Raw genomic sequence first — 26,159 nt, 5'->3', positions numbered from 1 at the left:
GCTGGGTGTCAACAACTGCCATACTTGCGCAAAAATCGACCTGGCCCATGCCGCCGGGTTGTCTGGGCTCCATTACCTCGAAGGGAAAGTGACACGTGACGGAATTTGATATTGGCGAATTTTTTATCCGCGGCGAGTCCAAAGAAGTCGACGGTGAGTTTCAGGCAGTGATTGTCATGCGCGCCAAGCCACCGCTAAAAACGGTGACTTACCATCAGGTCGAGAAAGACCGCTGGTTCAAGACCGCCGAGCAGGCAGAAATTGCAGCCAAGAGTTCGGCACTTGAATTAAAACAGGCGGTGGACGCAGGCGCCCTTAACGCCTAGCCCCTCCAATACGGGAACCCGGCAGACCCGAATCAAGCGCGCTGCGCCCGACCGTGCGCTGCCCATTGGGTGGCGCTCAACTGCGCCATCCAGGCAGAGCGACACTCCTCCGCTTCCAGGCGGCTCGAGAACGCCGTACCCCGCTGCTCACCATTGACCAGCACAACCCAGCAAGCCTTCTGCCCCGTGGCCCGTAACCCTTCGGGCACACCGCTGCCAATCATCACGGCGACATCAACCCGGTTAGACATGATGGTTACTCCACCTATTTAGTTAGTCACCTAACGATGTCGGCCATCTTAAAGAGTAACGCTCGATGGAAAAAGCCATGCCCTGCATAGCTCCATTGCATCAGCTGTAACAATATCCGTGTCACCTACGCTCAGACCGGTGCCTTCTGGTCGAACACAGAGCGCCCACCCTCTTGCGGTATGTTGAAGAATCCCTTGTCCAGCACCCCGAGCCCCTCACCCACATTGGCATTCCAGTTGGCCGAATGATGCACGTAGCGCTGGCGCAGTAAACGCTCCTGGGCATTAGTCAGCTTGATCGCATTTTTCGGCACCTGACCCTCCAGCCTTGCAGCAATGGGGATCAGTTCGTCAGGCAAGGCGTCCTGTGCGTCGCTCAGGGCAGCAAAGGGCACCCCGTGCTCACACGCCAGCCTGTGCATCATGCGTAAATACAGGCGTGAAAGCTGGCCGTACAGGCGGCGTTGCATAAAGACAGCGGCCTGGACCCTCTTCATCGGATCCTGGCGAGTGCCTGCCTTGCGCTCCTCAGTGCGCACCTGCAAAAAATCGTCCGGCGCCAGCGGATCAATCAAGTCCTTCTCCTGCCAGTCCAGCCATTGCGCTTGAGTCAGCTTCCAGGCCCGGGTCAGCCTGACGGGTGTGGACGGGCTGACCAGATTGCTTTGCCAGCGCGTCAACTGCACCTGCTCTTGCATCTCGACCGGATAACCACCCCCCAGATCGGCATGGGCACCCGGCAGAAAAATATCCAGCGGCCATTGCGGCGCAATGCGGGTCAGGGAAAAATTGCGCCGGTATTCATCCCGGGCGCACAACTGCACCACTTGTTGCGCACAGTCAGGCCCCAGATACAGATTGAGCCCCGGGTTGATCTCATCCCCCACATCACCCAGGTCCTCCAACCCGCCCATCGCCGCGACGGTATCGAACAAACCAATAAACTCAATGGAGCATGTGAAGTCGGGCGCCAGGGCAAACTGTTTTTTAAAAGGGAGGGTGCGCACTTGGTTGGCGAAGTGCCGGGCTGCTGCCGCGCCCCGACTGAAGCCAAAGATATCCAGCTGCAAACGACCCAGGGTGTTGGGGGGAGCAAGCCGGACAAATCGCCCCAGACATTGGCTCAGCAGCGCCTGGGCCTCATCGGCCTTGCCCAGCACACCGGTGCGGCCACGGCCATAGCTCAGGCCCGGAAACGCGGTATCCGCCGCAGCGGTGGTGGTGCCAATTCCGCTGACGTAAAGCGATGTCTGCGCTCGCGCATCGCTGAACGTCGTTTGCACAGGGTAATGGCGGTGCAGACGGGCGATATTGGTCGGGGTGCCGGCATAACTGCTGGCGGGATCGACCTTCAGGCCCTGGGCCTGACGCTCCTGGCCCAGCAGAAGGTTGAACTGGTTATTGGCTGTGCCATCGAAAAAGATACCGACACGCAATACACGCTCCGTATTGCTTGAGCGACTCATGACTCTGACCCTCGATTAATTCAGCTTCGCGCAAAAACGCCGTGCCGAATATAAAGGGACATCACCAGGACACTCAGCCAAACGTCTATTTAAAATTTTAGCGGGAATTGCTGCGGGGGAGAGGCTTGCAATGGGAACGACTGCAGAGCCCAAGCTACCGAAACCGCATGGCGCGGTTCCGGCAAGGACAGGCGCTTAGGCCTGACGCTGATGCTTGTCGATTTGCTCGTGACGCTCTTGAGCTTCGATGCAGTACTTGGTGGTAGGGCTGATCAGCAGGCGCTTGAGGCCGATTGCATCGCCACTGTCATCACACCAGCCGAAGCTGTCGTCCTTGATACGCTCAAGTGCTTGCTCAAGCTGAGGCAGCATGCGCTGGTCACGGTCGATTGCGTTCACCAGCCAGGTGCGCTCTTCTTCAACCGAAGCGGCGTCTGCAGGGTCGGCCGGAGTGTCCAGGCTCTCGATCGCGATGCGGTTCTGCTCGATACGCTCGTGGGTTTCAACCTTCATGTTTTGCAACAGCTCGCTGAAAAAAGCATGTTGCTCGGCATTCATGTAGTCATCCGCCGGCATGGCCAGCAACTTATCCTTTGTCATTGATTTCTCTATAAAAAATACGTGCATTAAGGCTAATTAGGGAGCGTTCTGACCGATTTTGATCCCAACCCGTTAGGTGCCATCTATTTCAAGCGCCACCCGGCACTCAATTTACGAGGGGCGGCAGTCTAAGGCCGACTTATCGACTCAGCAACCGAAAAAGCACCTATTGTCCAGCAAAACCTGAAAATCGCTGAAAAACGTGTTCGCCGGGGGCTAATGGAGTGCGTTTATAGCAAGAAATTCAATGGCCAGGCTGAAAATGCACACATCACGTGCTAAGACGTGGTGTGCGCATGGATCTGTAATTACAGGCCGCGAGCCAAGGCTCAGGTTTGAAGATACTCAATGACAGGGGCAATGTTGCTGAGCTGTGGCGCCCTCTCAATCATCTCGCCAGGCAGGCACCACGGGTAATCCAGACTCTGCAGCCAATTCATTACAGGTTCAAGGAATTGCGACGGACAAACCTGCATGTGCTCGATCGTGATGCACAGATGCTCTGCCAGTCCCGACTGCGGCGCAAATCGCCAGTGATATTCGCCGCAACCTATGCGTAATTCGCGAGTCTCTTTGACAGACATTCCCACCAGCCATTTGCAGGCATGGGTATTGGCGCCTGCCTTGGGTGGCTCACCCAGACAAAATGTATAGACGTTTTCATAACTCTGGCCAAAGCGGCGCACCAGCACATCGGCGATACCTGCTCGACCGCTGACCTGAGGGGGAAATGAAATGACACCGGTGCGTACAACCATTTCAAGGGTTGCATCTGCAGTGAAGGCTTGGCGCAAAAGGTCAGGACGGTTTGAATCCTTGGCAAAAATGTACTTTTCAATCGAACCAGCGATGTTCGGCATTAGGGATGCGTCCTGGAAGTCGGGTTTGATGGGCACGCAAAGTCATCTTGAGCAGGGGCTGACAACGCTCGCATAAAGTATTTCTACTTTTAACTACTGATGCCAGCTTCAGCATGAAACCACATCAGTAAAAGCGCGACTGAGCTCATATTCATGAGTGATTTCACGATCCCTCATACCTCACCGACCACATCGAACAATCCTACAGTTTTCTCCGTAAACCTTATCTCTTAGCTACGCATTACCTTACAACACCCCGCAGTTTTGAAACTTTACAATCATTGCCGCTAATCCTAGATCGCCAGCTGAGTAAACAAGCGTTATGTCACTGCTTGTATCCTGATACATGGCATTGGCGACAATACCCTCTATGCGTCCATCCATACCCTGCCTATATGGAGCACAACGTGATGAATGAATCCTTGCTTGCCAATGCTGACCACTGCCCCGAGCAGGACCTGTGTTCCCAGGCGCAAGGATGCGCAGACGACACGTGCGTGCTGACACTGTGCAAGCTGCTGAAACTGCGGGATGCATTGATTGTTCTAAAAGGTCCGCTGGCCAAGAGCCCTGCCGCACGCACCTTTATAGAGCAGCGTCTATTGAACAACGAGGTGTATGAGCGCGTTCTGGGCAAGCTTGCCGCTGATAATCGCGGCTAACATCAAAAATAATGCACTTAACAAGCATTATTATGCATTTGCGGACTGCCCCATTACGGGGCAGACTGCACCCGTTCCTCCCCCAAATGAAGGGACATTTCAAGGGCTTGCCGGTAATCCCGTCAGGCCCTTTTTTTACCTCCCCGCTCCACAACACCGGATTGTCCTGACCATGCAAAACCGCTGGATCAGCCGCCTATTGCCTGCGGCTACGAACACCCGTCCCACTGAATGGAGCCGCGCAGCCGTAGGCGTATCCCTTGGCACGCTGTTCAGCGTCTGGGTGTGCAGCCTGTTCTTTGGTCTGCCCGTGGCCATGCATTTGATTGGCCCGCTGGGTGCTTCGGCCATTTTGCTGTTTGCCGTGTCTTCAGGTGCGCTGGCACAACCCTGGTCGATTGTCGGCGGCTACCTGTGTGCAACGGTGGTGTCTCTGGGAGTGGTGTACTTTTTTGGGCGCGGCCTGGACAGCGCCTGCCTCGCCGTCGGCATCGCCATGCTGTGCATGTGCCTGCTGCGCTGCCTGCACCCGCCTGCCGGTGCGCTGGCGTTACTGGTGGTGCTGGCTGACCCGGACAGTGCCAGCCTGGGGTGGGGCATGCTCGCCCCGGTGATGCTCAGCGCAGTGAGCATGCTGATTGCGGCGCTGGCCTACAACAATCTGACCCGTGTGCGTTACCCAAAAAAATCGGCCGAGGCGAACCCGCTGGTGATTGCTGATCAGGCCCCCGTTGACCCGGGCATTACCGCCCAGGACTTGCAACATGCATTGCAGCAAATGGACGCGTTCATCGACGTCACCCCAGAAGATCTTGAAGAGCTGATCAGGGCCAGCGAACAACATGCGCGCCGTCGCAGCATCGGCGAAGTCTTCGCCCACGAGGGCTGATGCGGATACCGGGCACTATTGGCTTGCCCGGTTTCGATAAGCCGCCAACTCCTGCTAGGGTTATCCGGGCAACTCCGGGGAGAAAATTGTGGAACACTTGATCCCCCCGGATACCGTCATCCGACAGTGATCAAGGCGCGCGATGCTCAAAACCATTGAATCAGCGATTTCGAAACAAGCTGCCCCCCCTGCCTTGCAAGCCGAATTTGCCCAACACGATTTCGAAAAACTGCGCAACTTTTGCCGCCTGACCTACATCACGAGCATTGCGATCTGGTTGCTGTTCAACCTTATTGTCAGCACCAAGGGCGGCCAGGGTTTTACCGGCCTTTCCCTGCTGTTTATCAGCGTCATGGTGGGGCTGACTGTCATTCTTGGCTTTATTCACAACTACCGGCACTTCGAAGTACTCAACCTGATTTTCGTCCTGTTCATCACGCTCGGCCTGCGCCTGATCATCTTTGGCCTGCCTGCAGAGACACAGCCCATCTGGCTGGCACTTGCCAGTTCCAGCATTCTTTACAGCGCATCGGTTTTGCCCCTGAGCCGCTGGGCCTTTCTCAGCGTTGCGGCCATCAACTGCGTGATGCTCAACCCTTTCCTGATGACCCAGGCGTCGATCATGGATCTGCGCGGCCTCTTGATCCTGTGCTACTTCGCCTTTTTGTGCAGCCTGACGATCTACAGCTTTTTCAAACTACGCCGGGTCAAACTGCACAACTACACAATGTCCAAATTGCTGGTGGCCCAGGCTTATCTGGATGCCCTGACCGAGATTCCCAACCGGCGCTCCTTCATGCTCCAGGCAGGCCATGAGTTACAGGCCCTGCCCCGGGAACACGACCACTATCTCGCGATGATCGATATCGATAACTTCAAGAAGGTCAACGACCAGTTTGGCCATGATATTGGCGATGAAGTGCTCAAGCGTACTGCCGACATCATCAAGGGAGTGATGGCCGACCATGAATACGCGCGACTGGGCGGAGAAGAGTTTGCCGTGTACCTGGCCGGTGTACGTCGCAGCGACGCCGAGACGCTGATGGATACGTTGTGCCGACAGGTGCGTGAAGCCCCCCATTCGCACCCGGTGACTGTCAGCATCGGCCTGGCCCGGGTGGGCGATGACGACACCCTGAACCAGGCCCTGGCCAATGCAGACAAGGCGTTGTACGCATCCAAGCACAGCGGCAAGGACCGGTTCAGTGTTTATCAGTAGAGACCGACTCGCGATACAGGTGCCGAGGTGTATTCGAACGACCGCAGTGCTTCCATCGCGAGCAAGCCCGCTCCCACAAAGGCGCTGCAACCATCAGGTTTGGTGAGCGCCATCGAGGCAGATTTTATTGTTCCTGAGCACTCAGGTCAGTGCTTCCATCCCAACCGCCACCCAACGCCGCGATCAACTGCACGCTGGCAATCAGTCGGCTTTGCAGCAGGTTGAGCACGCTGCGCTCGGTGCTCAGGGCGGTGGTTTGTACCGAGACCACGTCCAGATAAGCAATCAGGCCCGCCTTGTACTGGTTGCTGGTCAAGCGCAGCGATTCGCGGGCCGATTCCAGTGCCTGTTCCTGCACCACAGACTCATCCCCCAGCACCTTCAACTGCACCATGTAGTTTTCCACTTCCCGTAAACCGTCGAGCACGGTCTGGCGGTACTTGGCCACGGTCTGGTCGTAGACGGCTTCGTTACGGTCCACTTCTGCCGATCGCTGGCCGCCATCAAACAGCGGCAGGGAAATTTTCGGCCCCACCGACCAGAAACGGTTCGGCACGCTGATCCAGTCCTGATACTGGCTGCTGCTGTAACCGCCCGACAGGCTCAGGCTGAAGTCCGGGTAGTAAGCCGCTTTGGCGACGCCGATATTGGCATTGGCAGCGATAACCGAACGCTCCGCCGAGGCGATATCAGGACGTCTTTCCAGCAGTTGTGAAGGCAGGCTGACCGGGATCTGCGGCAGCTTGGGCACGTCTGCCATTTCAGCCAGGTTGAACCCCGCTGGTGCCTGCCCGGTGAGTACCGCGATCGCGTTTTCAAACTGTGCGCGCTGCCAGATCAAGTCGATCAGGCTGGCCTGTGTATTGCGCAACTGGGTTTGCGCCTGAGCCACCGCATCCTTGCCGGAAATCCCCGCACGGTACTGGTTTTCGCTCATTTTCAGCGAACGCTGATACGCCTCGACCGTGGCTTCCAGCAAGCGCTTTTGCTCATCGATAACCCGTAGCTGCAGGTAGTTCTGCACCAGTTCCGATTGCTGGCTCAGGCGCATGGCGGCCAGATCGGCCAGGCTGGCTTCGGCACTGGCCTCGTTGGCTTCCAGGCCGCGACGCAGTTTGCCCCACACATCAGCCTCCCAACTCACCCCGACCTGGGCATTCAAGGTGTCACGAATACCGCTGCTGGAACTGGTCAGGCTTGAGTTGGAGCTACCGGTGCCCTGGCTGGAGCGGGTTTTGCCCACGCTCAAGTCGGCGCTGGGCAAAAAGGCCCCGCGCGCGCTGCGCACCAATGCCTGGGCCTGACGGAACTGGGCTTCGGACTGCGCAATGGTCTGGTTGGAACTGTTGAGTTTTTCAACCAGCCCGTTGAGCTGCTGATCACCGTACAACTCCCACCAGGCACCACGGGCCAATGAATCGCTCGGGTTGGCCTGAGTCCAGCCGGCGGCCTCTTTGTACTCAAGGGGCGCTGAGGTTTGCGGGCGCTGGTAGTCCGGGCCGATTGCACAGGCACTGAGCAGCGCAACGGACAATGCCGGGGCAAGGAGAAACAAACGAGAGGTCATAGCGGAGTTTCCAGAGCAGCATCAGTGCGCACGCCACGCCACTTGTTGAAACGATGGCGCAGACGGTCGAGATAGAGGTAAACCACCGGGGTGGTGTAAAGGGTCAGGATCTGGCTGAAAATCAGCCCGCCGATAATGGTCAGGCCCAGGGGCTGGCGCATTTCTGCACCTTCAGCGGTGCTCAGCATCAACGGCAAGGCGCCGAGAATGGCCGCCAGGGTGGTCATCAAAATCGGCCTTAAACGTTGCAGGCACGCACTGCGGATCGACTCCTGCGGCGCAAGGCCCGAGTGCCGCTCCAGTTGCAGCGCAAGATCGATCATCAAGATCGCGTTTTTCTTCACCACACCGATCAGCAAGAACAAACCGAGCAGCGAGATCAGGCTGAATTCGCCGCCCGTGAGGTAGATACTCAGCAGCGCGCCGACACCGGCCGACGGCAAGGTCGACAGAATGGTCAGCGGGTGGATGTAACTCTCATAGAGAATCCCCAGCACCAGATACACCGCCACCAACGCACCCAGAATCATGAACGGCTGGCTTTTTTGTGTGGCGGCAAAGGCATCTCCCGTACCGGCCATTTTCACGATCACTTCCTCGGGCAAGCCGAGTTTTGCGATAGCCCGTTCAATGGCCGCAGTGCCCTGCTCCAGCGAGACCCCGGGTGCCATGTCAAACGCAATGGTCTCCGAAGCGAACTGGCCTTCGTGGGAGACCCGGTCGTTCTGCAGGCTGTTCTCGTAATGGGCAATGGTCGACAGCGGGATGCGCTGACCCTCGGCGGTAATTACCTGCACCTGATTCAGGGTTTCAGGGTCCTGGGCGTATTTGGGATTGACCTCCATCACCACCTGATACTGGTTCAGGCTGTCATAGATGGTGGAAATCTGCCGCTGGCTGTAGGCGTTGTTGAGCACGGCCGTGACCATGTCCATGTCCACCCCCAGGCGTTTGGCCTGGTCGCGGTCAACCACCAGCGTCACCTGTTGTGCGCCGCGACCTTCGCGGGCATCGATGGCCGTCAGTTCCGGCAGCTCCTTGAGCGCGGCCACCACTTTCGGATACCAGGTGCGCAATTGGCCGAGGTCGCCACTTTGCAGGATGTACGAGTATTGCGAGCTGGTCTGATCACGCCCGCCGCCAAACTGCAGGTCCTGGTCGGCCATCAGCATCAGGCGGCCACCGGGGACTTTGGGCATGTTTTCGCGCAAGCGCTCGATGACCTTTTGTGCAGACACCTTGCGCTCTGAAATCGGCTTGAGGCGCACGATCATGAACGCATTGTTGGTACCGCCGTTACCGCCAATAAAACCCGCGACGCTCTCGACCGCAGGGTCGGCCAGCACCGCCTTGCGGAAGATTTCCATCTTCGGCTGCATCACGCTGAACGACAGGCCATCGTCACCGCGAACAAAACCGATCAGTTGCCCGGTGTCCTGTTGCGGCATGAAGGTTTTCGGTGCCACCACATACAGTGCAACGTTGACGCCAATGGTCACCAGCAGGCTGAACAGCGTCAGGCGCTTGTGGCGCAACACCCAGTCCAGGCTGCGGGCATAGCCACTGACCATGCGCTCGTTGAGGCGGATGCTCCAGCGCTGCATGGCGTTTTCAGTGCCCGGCACATGGGGCTTGAGCCAACGTGCACACAGCATCGGCGTCAGGGTCAACGACACCACCAGCGACACTACAATGGACGCTGTCAGGGTGATGGAAAACTCGCGGAACAGGCTTTCGACAATCCCGCCCATGAACAAGATCGACAGGAACACCGCTACCAGCGACACGTTCATCGAGAGCAAGGTGAATCCGACTTCCTTGGCCCCCAGGTACGCGGCTTTCATGGGAGCAATACCGGCATCGATGTGGCGCGAGATGTTCTCCAGCACCACGATGGCGTCATCCACCACCAGCCCGGTGGCCAGAATCAGGGCCATCAGCGACAGGTTGTTCAGCGAGAACCCGTACAGGTACATGATCGCGAAGGTGCCCACCAATGAAACCGGTACCGCCAGCGTCGGAATCAGCGACGCACGGAAATTGCCGAGGAACAGGAACACCACCAGAATCACCAGTGCCACGGCAATCAGCAGGGTCATTTCGGCTTCATGCAAGGTGGCCTTGATCACGGGCGAACGGTCCATCGCCAGGTTCAGCTGGACACTGGCCGGCAGCACCGCCTGCAGGGCCGGCAACTGGGCCTTGATCGCGTTCACGGTCTCGATGATGTTGGCCCCGGCCTGACGGTTGACCACGAGCAGCACCGCTGCATCGTTATTGAAAAAGCCACTGTTGTAGCGGTCTTCGACACTGTCCTTGACCTTGGCCACGTGGCTCAGTCGCAGGGCTGCGCCATCCTGGTAACGGATGATCAGCGGCTCGTAGTCCTTGGCTTTTTCCAGCTGGTCGTTGGCCTGGATCTGCCAGTTGCGATCACCGTCGGACACCGCGCCCTTGGGGCGACGCACGTTGGCATTGGCAATGGTGCTGCGCACGTCATCCAGGGAAACACCGTACTGGTTGAGCAGTTGCGGCTCCAGCTCGATACGCACCGCAGGCAACGAACTGCCGCCAATCTGCACTTCGCCCACACCCGGCACCTGGGACAGGCTTTGGGAGAGGATGGTGGAGGCCAGGTCGTACAGCTGGCCCTTGGAGAGCACCTCGGAAGTCAGCGACAACACCATGATCGGCGCTTGTGACGGGTTGATCTTTTTGTAGGTCGGCATGCTTTTCATGCCACTGGGCAGCAGGTTGCGCGAAGCGTTGATTGCCGCTTGCACTTCCCGTGCTGCACCGTTGATGTCGCGGTCCTGATCGAACTGCAAAATCACCCGGGTCGAGCCCTGGCTGGAGTTGCTGCTCATGGTGTTGATCCCGGCGATCGCGCCGAAAGATCGCTCCAGCGGCGTGGCCACGGTAGACGCCATGACCTCGGGGCTGGCCCCCGGCAAGTTGGCCGAGACCACGATGACCGGGAAGTCCATTTGGGGCAGCGGCGACACCGGCAACAAACCAAAACTCACGCCGCCCAGCAACATGATTGCCAGGCTCAGGAGCATGGTGGCTACCGGGCGCTTGATGAACGGACCGGACAGGTTCATACCGGCGCCTGCCCGGCCTGGACAGCATCACCGCGCCAGCGACGACCCAGTCGATCGAAGTACAGGTAGATCACGGGTGTGGTGAACAGGGTCAGCACCTGGCTCACCAGCAAACCACCGACCATCACCAGGCCCAGGGGCTGGCGCAATTCAGCCCCTGAACCGGTGGCCAGCATCAGCGGTATGGCACCAAACAAGGCCGCCAGGGTGGTCATCAAAATCGGCCGAAAACGCAGCAACGCGGCTTGATAGATCGCCTGCTCGGGGGCCATGCCCTGGTTACGTTCGGCATCGAGGGCGAAGTCGATCATCATGATCGCGTTCTTCTTCACGATACCGATCAGCAGAATGATGCCGATAATCGCAATCATCCCCAGGTCATTACCGCTGAGAATCAGCGCCAGCAAGGCACCCACCGCCGCCGAAGGCAGGGTCGACAGGATGGTGATCGGGTGGATGTAGCTCTCGTAGAGCACGCCCAGCACGATGTACATGGTGACCACCGCCGCCAGAATCAGCAGCAAGGTGCTCGACAGCGACGCCTGGAACGCCTGTGCAGCGCCCTGGAACTCGGTCTTGACCCCCAACGGCATGCCGATGTCTTTTTGCACTTGATCGATCAGTTCGACGGCCTGACCCAGAGCAACCCCGGGGGCCAAGTTGAAAGAGACCATGACCGAAGGGAACTGGCCGATATGGGAAATCGCCAGTTGCGCCTGACGCTCTTCGACCCTGGCCAGGCTCGACAGCCGTACCTGGCCGCCGTCGGTGGTTTTGACATGGATCTGGTCCAGTGCTTGCGGGCCTATTTTCTCGCCATCCTTGGCCTGCAGCACCACACGGTACTGGCTGGCCTGGGTGTAGATGGTGGAGATCTGGCGCTGGCCAAAGGCGTCGTACAGCGCGTCCGTGATATTGGCGACCGACACCCCAAGGCGCGAGGCTGCATCGCGGTCAATCACCAGATACACCTGCAAGCCCTTGTCCTGCAGATCGCTGGCCACATCGGCCAACTCGGGTTGATTGGACAGCGCCGTGACCAGATTCTGGCTCCAGGTGCTCAGCAACTCGGCATCCGGTGAAGACAGGCTGAACTGGTACTGGGTGCGGCTCACACGGTCCTCGATGGTCAAGTCCTGCACCGGCTGCATAAACAGGCGAATGCCCGCCAGCTTGTCGAGTTGCGGTTGCAGGCGCGCAATCACCTGGGAAGCACTGTCGCTACGCTCGCTGTGTGGCTTGAGGTTGATCAGCATGCGCCCGCTGTTGAGCGTCGGGTTATCACCGTCCACCCCGATATACGACGACAGGCTTTCAACATCCGGGTCTTGCAGAATGATCTGGCCCAGCTCCTGCTGACGCTGGCTCATGGCGCTGAACGAAATCGACTGCGGCGCCTCTGAAATGCCCTGGATAACCCCGGTATCCTGCACCGGGAAGAAGCCCTTGGGCACCACCATGTACAAGAACACGGTCAACGCCAGGGTACCGATAGCCACCAGCAGGGTCAGCGGCTGGTGCTTGAGCACCCACTGCAACATGCGCCCGTACTCGGCAATCATCCAGTCAATCACCGCGCCGCTGGCACGGTAGAAGCGCCCCTGCTCTTGCGGCTTGGGTTCTGCCTTGAGCAAGCGTGCGCACATCATGGGCGTCAGGGTCAGCGAGACCACCAGCGAGATCAGGATCGCCACCGCCAGGGTGATCGCAAACTCGCGGAACAAACGCCCCACCACGTCGGCCATGAACAGCAGCGGAATCAGTACCGCAATCAGCGACAGGGTCAGCGAGATCAGGGTAAAGCCGATTTGCTTGGCGCCCTTGAGCGAGGCCTGCATCGGGCTGTCGCCTTCTTCGATATAGCGCGAAATGTTTTCGAGCATGACGATGGCGTCATCCACCACAAAGCCGGTGGCGATGGTCAGGGCCATCAGCGTCAGGTTGTTGATCGAGAACCCGGCCAGGTACATCACGCCAAAAGTACCGACCAGCGAGAGCGGTACGGCAATCGATGGAATGAGGGTGGCGCTGGCGCGACGCAGAAACAGGAATGTCACCATCACCACCAGCGCGATGGCGATCAGCAATTCGTATTGCACATCGCGCACCGAGGCGCGGATGGTTTGGGTGCGGTCGGTCAGCACTGTGACGTCGATACCGGCCGGCAGGTTGTCGGTGATGCTCGGCAGCAGTGCCTTGATCCGGTCGACCACCTCAATCACGTTGGCACCGGGCTGGCGCTGGATGTTGAGCAGCACAGCCTGGTTTTCGTTGGCCCAGGCGGCAAGACGCTCGTTTTCGGCGCCATCGACAATTTCAGCCACGTCCTTGAGTCGCAGTGGCGCGCCGTTGTTGTACGCCAGGATCAGTTCGGCGTATTCCTCAGGGGTTTTCAACTGGTCATTGGCGTCCAGCATCGATACCCGGGTCGGGCCGTCAAAGTTACCCTTGGGCTGGTTGACGTTGGACGCCCCGATCAGGGTGCGCACATCCGACAGGTTCAGGCCATTGGCAGCCAGCGCTTCGGGGTTGACCTTGATCCGCACGGCCTGGCGTTGACCGCCGGCAATGCTGACCATACCAACGCCGCTGATCTGGGCAATTTTTTGCGCCATGCGCGTATCGACCAGGTCATTGAGCTTGGGCAGCGGCATGGTTTTGGAACTGATCGCCAGGGTCAGCACCGGGGTATCCGCAGGGTTGACCTTGTTGTACACCGGCGGTGCCGGTAAATCCTTGGGCAGCAGGTTGCTGGCGGCGTTGATCGCGGCCTGCACCTGTTGCTCGGCGACATCCATATTGATGTCGAGGTTAAAGCGCAACGTCAGCACCGATGCGCCACCGGAACTGGTGGAGGCCATTTGCGTCAGGCCCGGCATTTGCCCGAACTGACGCTCAAGCGGCGCCGTCACGGCACTGGTCATGACATCCGGACTGGCCCCGGGATACAGCGTCATCACGCGGATAGTCGGGTAGTCGACCTGAGGCAAGGCCGACACCGGCAACAAGCGATAGGCGATGATCCCGGACAACACGATGGCCAGCATGCACAGCGTGGTTGCGACCGGGCGCAGGATAAACAGTCGCGACAGATTCATTCGCGGGCCTTGGTCTTGGCTTTGTCAGGGGCCGGGGCCGGAGCTGTATCGGTGTCAGGGCCGCCGTCCAGCAGTTGCCCTGCGGCCGTTGTTGGCACTTCAACACTGTCATTGACCACTTCGACTGCACCACCGTCGCGCAGACGGTCGGTGCCTTCGAGCACCACACGATTGCCTGGGGCCAGGCCGTCTTCGATCACCGTCACGTCGCCGTCGGTGGCACCCACTTTAATGGTGCGGATCTTGACCTTGTTGTCGCCGTCCATTGCATACACGAACGAGCCGTTGGTGCCGAACTGAATGGCCGCTGTCGGCGCCAGCACCACGTTTTGAAGGGTGTCTGCCAGCAGGCGGACATTGACGAACTGGTTGGGGAACAGCACCTGATCGCGGTTCTCGAACAGCGCCTTGAATTTCAGGGTACCGGTGGTGATATCAATCTGGTTGTCGATGCTGCTCAACACACCCACTGCCAGTTCTTTGGTGTCACCCCGGTTCCAGGCCTGCACCGGCATTTTTGCGCCGCTGCGATATCGCTCAAGCACCAGCGCCAGATTGGTCTCGGGCAAGGTGAAGGCGACCACGATCGGCTCGGTCTGGGTGATCACAACCAGGGCCGTGGTGTCGTTGGCTGCGACCAGATTGCCGACATCCAGTTGACGCAAGCCCACACGGCCACTGATCGGTGCCCGGATCTTGGTGAAGTCCAGGTTCAGCTTGGCATCATTGACGGCTGCCTGATTGGTCTTGACCGTGCCCTGATATTGGCTGACCAGTGCTTCGGCTGTATCCAGGGTCTGCTTGGCGATGCTGTCTTCGGCATACAGGCCACGATAGCGCTGCACATCAACCTGGGCGTTTTTCAGTTGAGCCTGGTTCTGCAGCAGCGTGCCTTCGGCTTGCAGCAGCGCGTTCTGATAGCTGCGCGGGTCGATTTCGGCCAGCAGCTCACCCGCCTTGACCATCTGCCCTTCCTTGAAATAGATCTTGACCAGCTCCCCTGCCACCCGGCTGCGCACGTTGATCGTGTTGAGTGCCGTCACAGTACCCAGGGCCTTGAAGTACACCGGGAAATTGCCCTGTACTACTTCCGACACCCGCACCGGAACGGGCTGAGTAGACCCGCCAAATCCGGGACGCATCATCCCCGAGCGGCTGGTGTGCCCGGCGGGCTGATCAGTCGCGGCCTTTTTCGGGGCAGATGGCCAAAGCCACCAACACAGGCCAAGGACTATCAGCAAGACCAGCAGGCCAAACAGCCAGAAACGGGATTTGTGGGAAACAGAGGATTGCATGGAGTGATCAACCATTAGCGCGAGCGATAATTTACAGGAGGACGAACGATAAGCAGTGCGGGGCGTTATGAAAAGGCTCTTTACCGGCTATTTACGTTATAGAGGGTTCATGAGCAAAAGATGACAGCCATTGTAGAGGCTGGCTTGCCAGGATTCAGATCTGCAGGGCGCCACACTACCTGTGGGAGCAACTGTCTTTGAGGATTCATTTTCAAATAATCCTTTCGGACATGGCTTCGCCAGCGATACCGCGTAGCGGTATTACTGGCGAAGACCGCGCTTCAGTAAAGTGCCCCTCATTTGTTATCAAAATGCGGGGCCTGAGATTTCTTCTCTCTCCAACCCGTGCCATCTCGCAGCATTGCGTTAAGACGAATCAATAGCTTGCACATGCATGCCACAACAGCGACCTTCGCAAGCTTGCCTCGCGCTCGCAGAGCCTCATATTCGGCTTTGACTTGCGGATCGTGCTGAACCATTGACCAGGTCGACATATAGGTTGCGCCACGCACTGTATAGCGCCCGCCCTCGATTGATCTGGGGCCGCTCTTCTTGCCACTATCGTTGTTGTAGGGCGCTAACCCTGCCAAAGCCGCAATCTTGCGTCCCGACACGGTTCCGAGCTCAGGAAGAAATGCCAAGAGCGTTGCGCAGGTGATGGCTCCGATCCCTTTCACCGACCTCAGTCGCCTGGCTTTCTCCTGATCCAGCACGGTCGAGGCATCTTCAATCTCCTTACCCAATGACTTGATCTGGCCCTCCAGGTAAGCGATGTGATCGGTGTAAGTGGATATGGCTTTAGCGCATGTGGTTTGCTTCATCCGGCGCTTGTCGCTGTCCCGGCTCTTGACCAAGCTGCCTCGCAGCTTGAGCAATTCGCCCAGCTCATCCCGATCCTTATTCGGTTCAACATGCGGCAAGTCCTCGAAATCTCTCGCAAACTTCGCCAGCATCTGAGCATCGATCTTATCGGTTTTAGCTATCTTGCCCATAGCTCTCGCATAGTCGCGAGCGCGTTTGGGATTGACGCGAAAGACATTCAAACCCTCCAACCGCAAGGCTCTGAGCAATGCCCTTTCATAGCCGCCGGTGGCTTCAAGCAAGATCCGCCCCACCTCAAGCTCGTTCAGGCATGTGATCAGCCGAGTGAAGCCCTCAAGGTCATTACTGACCTGAAACTGTGGGTAATTTGCAGGAAGAAACCCCACATCCACAGTCGCTTTCGAAACATCGAGACCAACGTAGTAGGAAATCATCGCCAAGTCCTCTTACACTCAAGAAGTGAGAGCACTCTGACCTATCCCTAGCTTGTGATTTCGAGTTTGCCGCTCATCCAACTGTTCGGGCTTCTGGTCAGAGTGAGAGGTGGATGGCGACTTGGCTCCCACTCGTGCTTTAAGCACCGCTGGCTTTCAGTCTGCCATCCACTGCTCTCACCCTTCTGAGTTTAAGAGACCTTGAAGACACAAGCTGGCTTGCCTGCGATGGCATCACCGCAGCTGTACCGATGCACCGCAGCGCCCCAATCGCGAGCAAGCCTGCTCCCACAAGGGTTGGCGGATGACAGATTGGAACGCAAAAAAAACGGCCTGGCACCTCTCGGTGCCAGGCCGCTTTGAGTCTTGCAGTACGACTTACTTCAAAACAGCCAGGGCTGCTTCGTAGTTCGGCTCTTCAGCGATTTCTTTGACCAGCTCGCTGTGCAGCACGTTGTCGTTTTCATCCAGAACCACGACCGCACGCGCAGTCAGGCCAGCCAACGGGCCGTCAGCAATGGCTACGCCGTAGTTCTCGATGAACTCGCGGCCGCGCAGGGTCGACAGGTTTTGCACGTTTTCCAGACCTTCGGCGCCGCAGAATCGGGCTTGCGCGAATGGCAGGTCAGCCGAAATGTTCAATACAACGGTGTTCGGCAGGGCATTGGCTTCTGCGTTGAACTTGCGCACCGAAGTGGCGCAAGTCGGGGTATCTACGCTTGGGAAGATGTTCAGCACTTTACGCTTACCAGCAAAGCTCGCCAGTGTTGCGTCGGACAAATTACCTGCAACCAGCGAAAACGCTGGCGCCTTGGAACCTACTGCAGGCAGTTCGCCGTTGACTTGAACAGGGTTGCCTTTAAGCGTCACTTGAGCCATGAACGATGTCCTTCTTAACAGTTTTTGAAGAGGCCGAAGTTAAACATGAATCAGGTGGACGACCTATGACCTGATCGTAAAATCTCACGATTCTCGCTACAAAAAGACTATTCCCACAGCCCTTCACACCCTGCAGGCATGACCTGTTTCTGTGTGCTGGAGCGCAGAACCGCTAAAAGATGCGCCGGCAAACGGGCCAACTCTCGACCGACTGCTAGCGTATACAACTTGCGCCCAAGGATCAGGATCGCCATGCCAATCACCCGCCTTGCCTCAGGTTTCTTGCTTACCCTCGCCCTGTACCCGGTCACGGATGCGCTGGCGGATAACGCCGAGACCGCCAACAAGAGCAACAACCCGTTGAACCTGGCCCCGGGAGCCAACCTTCAGGACTACTACACGCCACAGGTGTACGACAGCAATATCCACACCAACGACGCCCTGCTGCGCGGCACCCTGCCCGTGGCGCCGAACGATTTCATTGGCGTACCGCAACTGCTGCGCGCCACGCTGCCGATCAGCACCCGCCCTGACCCGCACACTGGCTACAGCACGGGGATTGGCGACCTCAACCTGTTTGATATTTTCCTGCTTAAAACCGAGGGTGTGCAGTTGGGCATCGGCCCGCAGATCACCGCTCCGACTGCCGAGCATGACGAACTGGGTACCGGCAAATGGCAGGCAGGCTTCGCCGCTGTCGCCATCGACGCATCCCCCCCAGGGCCTGCTGGGCGCGCTGGTGCAGTATCAAAGCTCGTTCGCCGGTGACAGCGACCGCCAGCATGTGGAGAGCGCGACCTTTCAACCGTTCATCATCCACAACCTGCCCAAGGGCTGGTACCTGCGCTCCACGGGCACCTGGACCTACGACCTGAAAAACAACACCCACTACATCCCCATCGGGCTGGGTGCAGGCAAGGCCTGGAAAGCAGGAAGCAATATTTTGAACGCCTTCGTTGAGCCGCAATGGACCGTGGAGCGCAAGGGGGACAACCTGCCTCAGTTCACCCTGTTTGCCGGGATCAGCGTCACTTTCGGCAAGTAGGGAGAAGATGCTGTAGTCGCTGCCGAAGGCTGCGATCGGGATCGGGATCGGGATCGGGATCGCGCAGGCTTCGGGGAAACGGGTTGCTTCGCAACCCTTCGCAGCCTGCGGCAGCGACTACCATTTGCGCATGCATTCGCGCGCGTTTAGCTTATTTCTTGAGCTTCAAGTACGACTGATGCAAGTCCGAAGCCCAGGTATCAATCACGTTTTTCACGTCATCGGCCTTCATTGCCTGGCTGCTGTTCGCCAGTGGCTTGCCGGTGCCTTTGCGCACGACCTGGGCCACAACATCCTGGCTTTGCCCGTCGATAAAGACGGCTTCGGTGGCCAGTTGGGTTTCCTGATCCCGGATGCCCGAGGCCGTGCTCACCGCCGCAGCCACCAGGGCTACCGGAATGTACTCATAGGGTGCCAGGCTCTCGGTCTCGCTGCTGACTGCGGTGATGGCTGCCCGCACTACAATTACACCCGGTCCGGGGGCGCTGGCCAACGGCAAGGATTTGCTCAGTTCACGTTTAAGGGCCTGATCGTAGTAGTTGGTGATTCCGTTCAACGTACTCTGTGGAATCTTCTCTGTCGGTTTGGGTGCCGGGTACAGCTGAGTCGGCTCGATATACACACTGGTGTATTTATTCACCTTCAGTTTTGGGTCAACCCAACGCATCACCTCTGCACCAGAGGGCGACTTGGCCTCTTTGAGGCGGCTGTAATCCTTCAGGAAACCAGAGTATTCATCCGGCTGCTGGACCTTGCTCGCACAACCGACCATCCCGATTGAGGCGATGCACAACGTACCGATCATTAAACCAAGCTTCATTCTGTAACTCCTGTAGGGGGGCAACCGTAGGAACGCGCCCATATAGGTATAGCCAAGCCTTGGAGAATCACCGCACAAGCCTGTTCTATCCCACGATGAATGTGATCGAACCCGCACTACACATGGGGCCTGGTCTTACAGCTCAGTTGGATTTAAATTTCGTGAATATCTGAAAAACCAGATCAGATTAGATAAAATCGGCATAAACACCCGATAAAATCTGATCCGCATAAATTCTGATTTTCTGAATCTGTCTTGTTTAACTCAAGCTTCCTAAAGTTCAATCTGCGCCAGACCACGAGGCCTGGCAGGACTTTGAACCGTGGAAGACTTGAGCATGAGCACAGCACTGAACGGGCAGGCCTATAACTATAAGGTCGTCCGCCAATTCGCCATCATGACCGTGGTGTGGGGTGTTATCGGCATGGCCATGGGCGTGTGGATCGCCTCGCAACTGGCCTGGCCGCAAATGAACCTGGACCTGCCCTGGACCACCTTCGGGCGACTGCGGCCGCTGCACACCAGCCTGGTGATTTTCGGCTTTGCCGGCAGCGCGCAATTTGCCGCCAGTTATTACGCCGTGCAGCGCACCTGCAACGTGCGGCTGTTCTCTGACAAGCTCGCTGCCTTCACTTTTTGGGGCTGGCAGTCAGTGATCGTGATCATGCTGATCACACTGCCACTGGGCTACACCACGACCAAGGAATACGCCGAAATCGAGTTCACCGGCGCCGTCTGGATGACCGTGGTCTGGGTGGCCTACGCCATCGTCTTCTTCACCACAGTGGTACAACGAAAAACGAAACATATTTACGTCGGCAACTGGTTTTTCGGCGCCTTCATTCTGGTGATTGCCATGCTCCATGTGGTCAACCACCTGGCCATTCCAGTGGACTGGTTCAAGTCGTATCCGGTGTACTCCGGCGCCACCGATGCCATGGTGCAGTGGTGGTATGGGCACAACGCCGTAGGTTTCTTCCTGACCACCGGCTTTCTCGGAATGATGTACTACTTCGTACCCAAGCAAGTCGGCAAGCCGATCTACTCTTATCGCCTGTCCATCGTGCATTTCTGGGCACTGATCACGCTTTATATATGGGCAGGCCCTCATCACTTGCACTACACCGCGCTGCCGGACTGGGCGCAATCACTGGGCATGGCAATGTCGATCATCCTCCTGGCACCCAGCTGGGGCGGCATGATCAACGGCATGATGACCCTCTCGGGGGCCTGGCATAAGTTGCGTACCGACCCGATCCTGCGCTTTCTGGTGCTGTCTCTGGCGTTCTACGGCATGTCGACCTTTGAAGGCCCGATGATGGCGATCAAGACCGTCAACGCCCTCTCCCACTACACCGACTGGACCATCGGCCACGTACACGCCGGGGCTTTGGGCTGGGTGGCGATGATTACCTTCGGGGCGCTGTACCACATGATCCCGAAAATCTTCGGCCGTGAGCAGATGCACAGTATCGCGCTGATCAACCTGCACTTCTGGCTGGCCACCATCGGCACGGTGCTCTACATCGCGTCGATGTGGGTCAACGGCATCACCCAGGGCCTGATGTGGCGAGCGATCAACGATGACGGCACCCTGACCTACTCGTTTGTCGAGTCATTACAGGCCAGCCACCCGGGCTTTGTCGTACGCCTAGTGGGCGGGCTGTTCTTCCTGTGCGGCATGTTGCTGATGGCCTGGAACGTATGGCGCACGGTGCGTGTGGCCAACCTCAAACAGGCCGAACTGACCGCCCGGATTGCCTGATCCCGTTGCAGCGCAGGCCACAAGGCTTGCGCTTGCCCTCCAGCAAGGAGCGTTGCACATGCTCGAAATAGCCCTCAACAGCTGCGCAGTGATCAGCATTTACTGCGCCGTCAGCTGGTGCTTGAAGCACAAAACCGAGAAAGACATCGACGAAGCCAGCCTGATCCCGTTTGCCGACGACCCGGAGGTGGCACGCAGGGTTGAACTCGCCACCGGCAAAACCGTCAATGCGGTGCAGATCTGCGAGCCAGAGCCGCGCAAGCCAGGGTGGGGCAAGATGGAGATTTGACGTTGGGGTAATGGCACTGCGACAGATTAAATCTGCACCATTGGTTGCACTGCGGGCGTGTTCAGCGGCATTCTGCCACTCTACGTTCAACGAACTAATGATCGAAGACGCAATCAATCTGTACTGCCATTACTACCTTTTCGACAGAGACGCTCATGACTTCCAAGCTGGAACAACTCAAGCAGTTCACCACCGTGGTCGCAGACACCGGCGACCTCGACGCAATTACCCGTCTCAAACCTGTGGACGCAACCACCAACCCGTCGCTGCTGCTCAAGGCTGCAGCGATGCCCGGCTATGCCGAGCTGCTGAAAAATGCCATCAGCCACGCCAAAGGCGATGTGGGCCTGGCCTGCGATCATTTCGCGGTATCGGTAGGTAGCGGTATCTTGAACGTGATTCCAGGCCGTATTTCGACTGAAGTCGACGCCCGCCTGTCGTTTGACGAACCCGCCCTGCTGAGAAAAGCCAACCAGTTGATCGAGCTTTACGACAAGGCCGGTGTAGGCCGCGACCGCGTGCTGATCAAGCTGGCCTCGACCTGGGAAGGCATCCGCGCTGCAGAGAAACTGGAAAAGGACGGCATTCAAACCAACCTGACCCTGTTGTTCTCGTTCGCCCAGGCGGCTGCCTGTGCCGATGCCGGGGTGTTTTTGATCTCGCCGTTTGTGGGTCGAATTTACGACTGGTACAAGAAGTCCACCGGCGTTGACTACACCGGCTCCGATGACCCGGGCGTGCAGTCCGTAACCCGCATCTACAACTACTACAAAGCCAATGCCTACAACACCGTGGTCATGGGCGCCAGCTTCCGCAACCTCAACCAGATCGAGCAACTGGCCGGCTGCGACCGTCTGACCATCAGCCCCGACCTGCTGGAAAAACTGGCTCTGGACGAAGGCAAGCTGGAACGCAAACTGGCCCCTGGCCACGCAGGCGAACCCCGCTTGGTGCTGGACGAGTCGCAATTCCGCTGGGCCTCCAACGAAGATGCAATGGCCACCGAGAAACTGGCCGAAGGCATTCGTCAGTTCGCCCGTGACCAGGAAAAACTGGAAGCACTGCTCAGCCACAAGTGATACCTGCAGGTGCGGGCTTGTTCACGACTCAGACAACCCGGTTTATCCGTTAAACCGGGGTGCGCCCATCGCGAGCAAGCCCGCTCCCGCAACCCGTACTCAGGCTTCAACGGGCCAGCAGCTGCGCGCAATACCGCTCCACCCCTTCCTCCAGTCCCATCATCGGCTCGCGATAGCCCGCCTCGCGCAACTGCCCCAAATCGGCGCAGGTATACACCTGATACTTGTGCTTGAGCCCCTGCGGAAATTCGCAGTAGCGCAAAACGCCGTCCAGAATGGCCGTTTCAAGGGTCAAAGGCGGTCGATCCTCGGCACAGCGCACGCTGTTGATCGTTGCCAGCGCCAGATCATTGAATGAACGGGCCCGCCCGGTGCCCAGGTTGAATATACCGCTGGTTTGCGGGTGATCCAGCCAGTGCAGGTTGACCTTGACCACATCCTCCACCGACACAAAATCCCGCTCATGCCCGCCCGCCGGGTAGCCGCCATACTCGCCAAACAACTCGACATGGCCACGATCGCGGTACTGGTTGAAACAGTGCCAGACCATCGAAGCCATGGGCCCCTTATGCTGCTCACGGGGGCCGTAGACATTGAAGTAACGCAAACCGACGATCTGGCTGCGCGACTTGGGCAATATCTGGCGCACGCGCTGGTCGAACAGGCATTTGGAGTAGGCATACACATTCAAGGGCCGCTCATGCTCACGGGCTTCGCGAAAATCCCTGCCGGCCCCGTAGACCGCCGCCGAAGAGGCATACAGCAGAGGCACCGACTGCTCCTGACAGGCCTGCAACACATCGCAGCTGTAACGATAATTGTTGTCCATCATCAACCGGCCATCACTTTCGACCGTGCTGGAGCAGGCCCCTTGATGCAGCACGGCCCGCACTTCACCCAACTGATGGGTGACGAAGCGTTGCACGAACTCGCGCCTGTCGAAGTAATCGGCGATATCGCAATCCGCCAGGTTGCGGCACTTGTCGCCATCGGTCAGATCGTCCACGGCGATGATGTCGCGCTCGCCGCGCCGATTAAGCGCCTTTACCAGATTGCTGCCGATAAACCCGGCAGCCCCGGTCACGATGATGCTCATCTATGGCAACCTCCTGGAACATGGATTGACCCCAGACTAAGCCTGTGCGGCGCACCCGCATTGATGCAGGTCAAACGTCATGCCGGCCCGGGTTTTCGTGGTTTTTAACCATAGTCGACGCAGGGCAGGCACAACATGAAGCATGGCTTCAGAAGCGGTACTTCATCCCCAGCATCAGGTTGCGCGGGTCGCCATAGTAATAGGTCGAATACAGGCCATATCCGCTGAGGTATTCGCGGTCGAACACGTTGTTGAGATTGACCGAGGCACTCAGGTTTTTATTGATGTCATAGCGGGCCATCAAGCCGACCACCGCGAAGCTGCCTTCCTTGGTCTCGGCTTTGATCGATGAATCGAGCTCGCTGTAGGTCGAGCCTTGCCACGTCAGGTTGCCGCCCACGTTCAGGTCTTTGAGATCCCCTGTCAGCTGGTAGTTGGTGGCCAGTTTGAACAACTGCTCGGGGTGGTTGCTGTTGATCCGCTTGCCGTCCTTGTCCCGTGGCTGGGCGTAGGTATAACCCGCAAGCAATTGCCAGCCGCTCATGACTTCGCCGGAAATTTCAGCCTCAAAGCCTTTGGTCTTGATGCCACTGACTGCCTTGTAGGCATCCTGGCCATCGGCGCGCATACCGTCGTATTCGGCGTAGTTGTCCTGCTTGATCAGAAACAGGGCAAAACTGGTGTTCAGGGCACCGCCGAAGTACTCCGACTTAAGGCCAGTTTCGTAGCTTTGCCCGGTTACGGGAGCGAGCACTTTGTTGTCGCGGTCGAAGTAGCTTTGGGGAGTGAAGATGTCGGTATAGCTGGCATAGACCGAGTGATTTTCCGTCACGTCATAGACGATCCCTGCATAAGGAATCATTTTCCCGGTTTTTTTACTGTTATCCGTATCCGGGGTGGTTTGCGCTGCGTTGTAGGTCATTGTTCCCTTGCGATCGTAATTCACCACTCGGGTGCCCAGGATCACGGACAGATCATCTATCGGCTTGAGACGCAACGCCGCGTAGGCCGCTGACTCTTTGGTCTTGTACTTCTGCTTCAAGCCCCGGCTCAAGTCCGTGGGACGAGGCGCGTCGTTGTTCCAGTTTTCATAGTTGACGGTCAAATCCTCGGCATTCATTGCCAGATAGTCCGTACGACCATCGCTGACATTCATCCCCACCACCAGCTCATGGGTCCGGCCCAAAAGCTCGAATGGCCCGGTCGCATAGGCGTCCAGGGTATCGGTATTGATCTTGAAGGTTTTGGTACCGCTCATGAATTGAGCTTCTCCCGTGGCTTTATCCGGGAAAGGTCCCCACCCCACCAGATTCCCCTGCAACTGCTCGGTATTGCCCTTCCAGTGGCTGGCCTCGACTTTGAGTAACCAGTCGTTGTCAAAACGCTGCTCAATGCCCGCGAAGTATTTGGTGCTTTCGCTGTCGGCATATGCCCACTTGGCTGCAGGGTTCATCGAGCGGCTGAAGTGGGTTCGGCTGCCATCGCTGTAATACAGCGGCAACTGACCAAAACTTGAGCCGTTGGAGTTAATCCGCTGATAGTCGATACCGGCATAAGCGGTAGTGTCGTCGCTCACATCTGCTTCACCGATGGCATAGAACACGTCCTTGATAGAGGAATAGCGATCGATGAAAGAGCGGCCATCTTCGCGTGCTGCAACCACGCGGCCACGCAGCGCACCGTTTTCAGTGAGCGGCCCGGACAGATCCAGTTCGCTGCGATAGCGATCCCATGACCCGCCGCTGCCTGAGACATAACCCTGAAACTCCTTGGTAGGACGCTTGCGCACCAGGTTCACCGCGCCTGACGGGCTGCCCACCCCGCTCATCAGGCCGGTGGCGCCGCGTACCACCTCTACACGGTCGTAAATGGCCATGTCCCGCATGCCCAGGCCGTTGGTATTGGTGGTGAAGTCCGAGGTCGGCACGCCGTCGTACTGAAAGTTGTCCAGGGTGAACCCGCGGGAGTAGAAGTTGTACCGCTCGCTGTCGTCATGCATCACCGTGATGCCAGGGGTTTGCGCCAGTACCTGAGCGATACTGCCCAAGCCTTGATCGGTCATCTGCTGACGGGTCATTACCGTGACCGATTGCGGTGTTTCGCGCAGCGAAAGTGGCAATTTAGTCGCCGTACGGGTCTCACCCGTGGTGTAGGAATGGCTGTCCTCAGTGGTGCTGCCCAGCCCGAGCCCCGTGACGCTGGTGGCTTGCAGTTGCAATTGCGCTCCGTCGGAGGTCAACGGATAGAGTACCCAGACCCCATTGGCACCTTCGGTGGCCGTCAGACCACTGCCCTTGAGCAATTGCATCAGGCCCTGAGCCACCTCATAACGCCCCTTGAGTGCTGGCGCCTGCTTGCTTTTAACCAGGGTCGGGTCATAGGGCAGGGAAATATTGGCCTGCTGGGCGAAACGGTTTAACGCCAACTCCAGATCGCTGGCTGGCACGTCGAAACTGTGCTGAACGCTGATGGAGGCGGCGCTGACCAGCGATAACGGTTGTGCGACGGCGCCCAGTAAAACGATCTGCAAAGCGATGGCCAGGCGGCTGCGGGAAGGCAATGAAGAATTGCGATAAACACGGGACATTGGCGC

20 protein-coding genes and 1 pseudogene are annotated in these 26,159 nt (G+C 58.0%); 8 read left to right on the top strand and 13 right to left on the bottom strand.

The features are described 5' to 3' along the window. Window positions 1-95: 95 nt before the first annotated feature. Window positions 96-326 (top strand): hypothetical protein, encoded by a 231-nt coding sequence (locus V6P94_RS13095; protein ID WP_133078258.1) that lies wholly within the window; start codon window positions 96-98, stop codon window positions 324-326. 32 nt (window positions 327-358) lie between these two features. Here the strand turns inward: V6P94_RS13095 and V6P94_RS13090 are convergent, their stop codons facing one another. The 4 genes from V6P94_RS13090 to V6P94_RS13075 all read right to left on the bottom strand — a co-directional run bounded on the left by V6P94_RS13090 (window position 359) and on the right by V6P94_RS13075 (window position 3,503). Beyond that, on the bottom strand, window positions 359-577 hold the full coding sequence (locus V6P94_RS13090; RefSeq protein ID WP_133078257.1) for a hypothetical protein: 219 nt from the start codon (window positions 575-577) through the stop codon (window positions 359-361). Between the two features lie 131 nt (window positions 578-708). After that, entirely contained in the window at window positions 709-2,043 is a 1,335-nt protein-coding gene (locus V6P94_RS13085) for a phospholipase effector Tle1 domain-containing protein (protein WP_133078256.1), read from the bottom strand. A 195-nt stretch (window positions 2,044-2,238) separates the two neighbouring features. Further along, window positions 2,239-2,643 (bottom strand): TraR/DksA family transcriptional regulator, encoded by a 405-nt coding sequence (locus V6P94_RS13080; protein WP_016780464.1) that lies wholly within the window; start codon window positions 2,641-2,643, stop codon window positions 2,239-2,241. A gap of 329 nt (window positions 2,644-2,972) precedes the next feature. Continuing rightward, on the bottom strand, window positions 2,973-3,503 hold the full coding sequence (locus V6P94_RS13075; protein WP_133078255.1) for a nuclear transport factor 2 family protein: 531 nt from the start codon (window positions 3,501-3,503) through the stop codon (window positions 2,973-2,975). A gap of 410 nt (window positions 3,504-3,913) precedes the next feature. On the opposite strand from V6P94_RS13075, the gene V6P94_RS13070 reads away from it, so the two are divergent. From V6P94_RS13070 to V6P94_RS13060, 3 genes are all read left to right on the top strand, one after another. Continuing rightward, window positions 3,914-4,165: a hypothetical protein gene (locus tag V6P94_RS13070; protein WP_133078254.1), complete on the top strand. Its 252-nt coding sequence runs from the start codon at window positions 3,914-3,916 to the stop codon at window positions 4,163-4,165. 172 nt (window positions 4,166-4,337) lie between these two features. Then, window positions 4,338-5,054 (top strand): HPP family protein, encoded by a 717-nt coding sequence (locus tag V6P94_RS13065; RefSeq protein WP_133078253.1) that lies wholly within the window; start codon window positions 4,338-4,340, stop codon window positions 5,052-5,054. 142 nt (window positions 5,055-5,196) lie between these two features. After that, window positions 5,197-6,273 carry a GGDEF domain-containing protein gene (locus V6P94_RS13060; protein ID WP_338646832.1) on the top strand — a complete coding sequence of 359 codons (1,077 nt, stop codon included), beginning with the start codon at window positions 5,197-5,199 and terminating at the stop codon, window positions 6,271-6,273. Between the two features lie 124 nt (window positions 6,274-6,397). On the opposite strand, the gene V6P94_RS13055 is transcribed toward V6P94_RS13060, so the two are convergent. From V6P94_RS13055 to tpx, 6 genes are all read right to left on the bottom strand, one after another. After that, complete coding sequence (locus V6P94_RS13055; protein WP_133078251.1) at window positions 6,398-7,840, bottom strand: efflux transporter outer membrane subunit; 1,443 nt, start codon at window positions 7,838-7,840, stop codon at window positions 6,398-6,400. Continuing rightward, entirely contained in the window at window positions 7,837-10,944 is a 3,108-nt protein-coding gene (locus V6P94_RS13050) for an efflux RND transporter permease subunit (RefSeq protein ID WP_338646829.1), read from the bottom strand. Before V6P94_RS13050 ends, V6P94_RS13055 begins: the two co-directional genes overlap by 4 nt. After that, window positions 10,941-14,042, bottom strand: a complete 3,102-nt coding sequence (locus V6P94_RS13045; protein ID WP_338646826.1) for an MdtB/MuxB family multidrug efflux RND transporter permease subunit — start codon at window positions 14,040-14,042, stop codon at window positions 10,941-10,943. The genes V6P94_RS13050 and V6P94_RS13045 overlap by 4 nt, the downstream gene beginning before the upstream one ends. Continuing rightward, window positions 14,039-15,352, bottom strand: coding sequence for an MdtA/MuxA family multidrug efflux RND transporter periplasmic adaptor subunit (locus V6P94_RS13040; RefSeq protein ID WP_338646824.1), 1,314 nt, complete (start codon window positions 15,350-15,352; stop codon window positions 14,039-14,041). The genes V6P94_RS13045 and V6P94_RS13040 overlap by 4 nt, the downstream gene beginning before the upstream one ends. 281 nt (window positions 15,353-15,633) lie before the next feature. Next, a complete protein-coding gene (locus tag V6P94_RS13035; RefSeq protein ID WP_338646823.1) occupies window positions 15,634-16,593 on the bottom strand; it encodes a transposase in 960 nt (319 codons plus the stop codon). Window positions 16,594-16,971: 378 nt separating this feature from the next. After that, entirely contained in the window at window positions 16,972-17,472 is a 501-nt protein-coding gene (gene tpx, locus V6P94_RS13030; RefSeq protein WP_095028281.1) for a thiol peroxidase, read from the bottom strand. A gap of 252 nt (window positions 17,473-17,724) precedes the next feature. On the opposite strand from tpx, the pseudogene V6P94_RS13025 reads away from it, so the two are divergent. After that, window positions 17,725-18,517, top strand: a pseudogene (locus V6P94_RS13025) (hypothetical protein). A 151-nt stretch (window positions 18,518-18,668) separates the two neighbouring features. Here V6P94_RS13025 and V6P94_RS13020 read toward each other — a convergent pair. Then, window positions 18,669-19,337, bottom strand: a complete 669-nt coding sequence (locus tag V6P94_RS13020; RefSeq protein ID WP_219261306.1) for a DUF3313 domain-containing protein — start codon at window positions 19,335-19,337, stop codon at window positions 18,669-18,671. A 337-nt stretch (window positions 19,338-19,674) separates the two neighbouring features. Here V6P94_RS13020 and ccoN point away from each other — a divergent pair, with 337 nt between their 5' ends. The 3 genes from ccoN to tal all read left to right on the top strand — a co-directional run bounded on the left by ccoN (window position 19,675) and on the right by tal (window position 22,470). Then, window positions 19,675-21,102 carry a cytochrome-c oxidase, cbb3-type subunit I gene (gene ccoN / locus V6P94_RS13015; RefSeq protein WP_133078245.1) on the top strand — a complete coding sequence of 476 codons (1,428 nt, stop codon included), beginning with the start codon at window positions 19,675-19,677 and terminating at the stop codon, window positions 21,100-21,102. Window positions 21,103-21,160: 58 nt separating this feature from the next. Further along, window positions 21,161-21,391: a hypothetical protein gene (locus tag V6P94_RS13010; RefSeq protein WP_133078244.1), complete on the top strand. Its 231-nt coding sequence runs from the start codon at window positions 21,161-21,163 to the stop codon at window positions 21,389-21,391. A gap of 155 nt (window positions 21,392-21,546) precedes the next feature. After that, window positions 21,547-22,470: a transaldolase gene (tal, locus tag V6P94_RS13005; protein WP_133078243.1), complete on the top strand. Its 924-nt coding sequence runs from the start codon at window positions 21,547-21,549 to the stop codon at window positions 22,468-22,470. Between the two features lie 106 nt (window positions 22,471-22,576). Here tal and rfaD read toward each other — a convergent pair whose 3' ends face one another. Further along, the gene (gene rfaD / locus V6P94_RS13000) at window positions 22,577-23,566 is read right to left on the bottom strand and encodes an ADP-glyceromanno-heptose 6-epimerase (protein WP_133078242.1); all 990 of its coding nucleotides are present in this window, start codon (window positions 23,564-23,566) and stop codon (window positions 22,577-22,579) included. Window positions 23,567-23,714: 148 nt separating this feature from the next. Further along, window positions 23,715-26,153 (bottom strand): TonB-dependent siderophore receptor, encoded by a 2,439-nt coding sequence (locus V6P94_RS12995; RefSeq protein WP_133078241.1) that lies wholly within the window; start codon window positions 26,151-26,153, stop codon window positions 23,715-23,717. Window positions 26,154-26,159: the final 6 nt, after the last annotated feature.

Source organism: Pseudomonas sp. ML2-2023-3, assembly GCF_037055275.1.
In the GTDB taxonomy this organism is placed as follows: domain Bacteria; phylum Pseudomonadota; class Gammaproteobacteria; order Pseudomonadales; family Pseudomonadaceae; genus Aquipseudomonas.
The sequence above is the reverse complement of the archived record's forward strand: the minus strand, read 5'-3'. Positions and strand labels throughout refer to the sequence as shown.